The sequence below is a fragment of the Nocardia sp. NPDC023852 genome (genome assembly GCF_040639505.1).
Lineage (GTDB): Bacteria > Actinomycetota > Actinomycetes > Mycobacteriales > Mycobacteriaceae > Nocardia.
On record NZ_JBFAAB010000066.1, the window covers coordinates 1 to 3,527 of the forward strand.

1 protein-coding gene is annotated in these 3,527 nt (G+C 64.6%); it reads right to left on the reverse strand.

All coding sequences use genetic code 11. The features are described 5' to 3' along the window. Positions 1-3,527, reverse strand: a 3,527-nt coding sequence (locus AB0H00_RS31815; RefSeq protein ID WP_357273615.1) for an amino acid adenylation domain-containing protein, incomplete at both ends; no start/stop codon positions are given.

The following is a 3,527-nucleotide window of genomic DNA, read 5'->3' on the forward strand; positions in this document are numbered from 1 at the left end:
CACCACGACACCCATACCCGGCCCCACACCCCGCGCGATCAACACCCGCGCCAACCGCGACGAACGAGCATCCAGATCCTGATAAGAAAGGGCGTTCTCGCCGGAGACCACCGCGGGACCTTCCGGATCGTCTTCCACAGCGACCGCTAACACCTGTGTCAACGCAGTGCCCGCGGTCGCGACCAGCGGTTCGGCAGCCACCGATTCAGCCGCGGCGGCCATCTGCTCTCGTTCGGTGTGGTCGAGGATGTCGATGTCGCCGACGAGCACGTGTGGGTCGGCGGCGACTTTGGTCAGGATCCGTTCCAGTCTGCGGCCGAAGGACTGCACCGTGGTCTCGTCGAAAAGGTCGACCGCGTAGGTGAAGACGGTGTCCAGCTCGCCGAACGAGCCATCCTCGCCATGGCGTGGGTGCACGTTCACCTGCAGATCGAACTTCGCCGAGACCAGACCCGCGTCCAGCGCGGCGACAGTGAGCCCGGGCAATTCCAAGGCCGGCTGCTCGGTGTTCTGGAACGACAGCACCACACCGAACAGCGGGCTCTGCGTAGTCGCCCGACCAGGCGCCACCACCTCCACCACCCGCTCGAACGGAATATCCGCGTTGGCGAACGCCGTGAGATCGGTCTCGCGGACCTGGTCGACCAGAGCAGCGAAGGACGCGGACCGCTCGACCGCTGTGCGTAGTGTCAAAGTGTTCACGAACATCCCGACCAGATCATCGATCGCACGCTCACCGCGACCCGCGATCGGCGTGCCGATAGCCACATCCGAGTCCCCGGACAACCGGGCAAGCAGTACCGCCAGCGCCGCGTGAACAACCATGAACAGGGTCGCATTGTATTCCCGCGCAAGGGTGGCCAGCGCCTGGTGCACTTCCGGCGAAACGGCCAGGCCGGTGTTCGCCCCACGCATCGTCGCTACCGCGGGACGCGGACGATCCAGCGGCAATTCCAACTCACCAGACAACCCCTCGAGCTGGTGACGCCAGTACGCCAACTGCCGAGCGGCTATCGAGTTCTCCTCATCATCGGTGCCGATGACACTGCGCTGCCAGATCGCGAAGTCGCCGTACTGCACCTCCAGCGGCGACCACCGCGGCGAGTTACCACCGATCCTGGCCAGGTAAGCCGTCATCAGATCACGAGCCAGCGGCCCCATCGAAGCACCATCAGCAGCGATATGGTGGGCGACCACAGCCAGCAGATGCTCCTCCGGTCCGGACTCCACAAGCAAGGCACGCACCGGAACCTGCTCGGTCACATCGAACCCGGTGAGCATCAACTCGCTCACCCGACCCATCGGATCGTCGGTGGCCACCACCTCCAACCCGCCAGGCAGCGCCTCGGCCACAGACAAGATCTCCTGAAACGGCAACCCACCCGGCCCGCTCACCGGATACCGCGTCCGTAGCGACTCATGCCGCTCCAACACATCCGCCATGGCATAACGCAACGCCGACACATCCAGCGCACCCGACAGCCTGATCGCCAGCGGAATATTGTACGCAGGCGAAACCGGATCGAACTGATTGAGCACCCACATCCGCTGCTGCGCCAACGACAACGGCACCAGCTCCACCCGCTCGATGCGAGCCAGCCCCGGACGCCCCCCTACACCCCCTGCACCAGGCATAACACGGGCGGCCAACGCGGCAACAGTAGACGCCTCGAACAGCTCGCGCACCACAAGATTCGCGTCCAGCGCCTCATTGATCCGCGCGACCACCCTCGTCGCCAGCAACGAATTACCACCAAGAGCGAAGAAGTCATCATCCAAGCCAACCTCACCGGCACCGAGCACACCGGCGAACACATCAGCCACGGCTTGCTCAACCGGCGATTTCGGCGCACGAAAAGTCACCGAACCGGCGAACTCCGGTGCCGACAACGCCCTGCGATCAAGCTTGCCGTTCGGAGTCAGCGGCAGGGCCTCCAGCACGACGATGACATCAGGAACCGTATAGCTGGGAAGAAACTCGGCAACCTGAGCGCGCAACACCACTGGATCCAATTGAGCACCGGCATCGGGCACCACATAGCCGACGAGCCGATCACCCACCTGCTCATCGACACAGACCAATACGACAGCCTGGCTCACACCAGCACAACCCGACAACACCGACTCGATCTCACCGAGCTCGACACGAGAACCACGCAGCAGTACCTGCTGGTCACCACGGCCCGCGTATTCGAGAGTGGCCTGCCAACCGAGACCGACCCAGCGGCCGATGTCGCCGGTACGGTACATCCGAGATCCCGGTGCGCCGAACGGATTCGCGACGAATCGCGCGGCGGCCAGTCCGAAACGGCCGAGGTAGCCGCGGGAGAGCTGGTCGCCCGCGACGTAGATCTCCCCTGCCACGCCGACCGGCGCCGGATGCAACCTGTCGTCGAGCACGTAGGCGTCCAGGCCGGGCAGCGCACGGCCGATCACGCCGGCCGCGTTGTCCACGATGTGCTCGTCGAGCGACAGGAACGACACGTGCACGGTGGTCTCGGTGATTCCGTACATGTTCACCAGCCATGGCGCGTTCACGGCGTACCGCTCGTACCAGCGCCGAAGCCGGCGCAGATCCAGCGCTTCACCACCGAAGACCACGTAACGCAGCGCGAACTTGCCCTGGTCGATCGGGTCCGCGGCACGGTCGGCCTCGGTGAGCTGATAGAACGCCGAAGGGGTCTGGTTGAGCACCGTGACCTGTTCTCGAATCAGCAACTCGCGGAACTGTTCCGGCGAACACGACGTGAGGTAGTCGACTATCACCACGGTGCCGCCGTTGGCCAGCGCGCACCACAACTCCCACACCGAGAAATCGAACGCGAACGAATGAAAAAGCGTCCACACGTCGGTCTCGTCGAACTCGAACAGCAGCTGAGTGTTCGCGAAAAGCTTCACCACGTTGCGGTGCGCCACACCGACACCCTTGGGCACACCAGTCGAATCCGAAATGTAGATGACATACGCCAGATTGTCCGGACGCAGCGGCGCGACGCGATCGGTGTCACCGACCGGGTCGTCGGCGAAGTACGCCGCCTCCTCGAGCAGAATCACCGGAATATCGCCGGTGGGTACCGCGACGCGCTCGTCCGCCGTGGTCAGGAGGCAGATCGGTGCTGCGTCGGCGAGCATGAACTCCAGCCGCTGCGCCGGATAGGTGGTATCTATCGGCAGATACGCCGCACCCGCTATCAGCACCCCCAACAACGCGACCGGAAGCTCCTCCGACCGCGCAACCGCCACGGCCACCAGCGATTCCGGACCCGCACCATGCGCGATCAAGGCACGAGCCACCTGGTTGGCCTGACGCTGCAACTCACCGAATGTCAGCGTGGTGTCACCGGAACGAATCGCCCGTGCGTTCGGCCGCCTGCGCGCCTGCGCGCCGAGCAGATCCACCAGGGTCACCTCGGGCACCGTCGCACCGGGGCTGTTCCATTCGTGTAGGACCAGGTCTCGTTCGCCTGGGGCGAGGACGTCGATGTCGCCGACGGTCGTGGTGGGTTGGGATGCGACGGTGGTCAGGA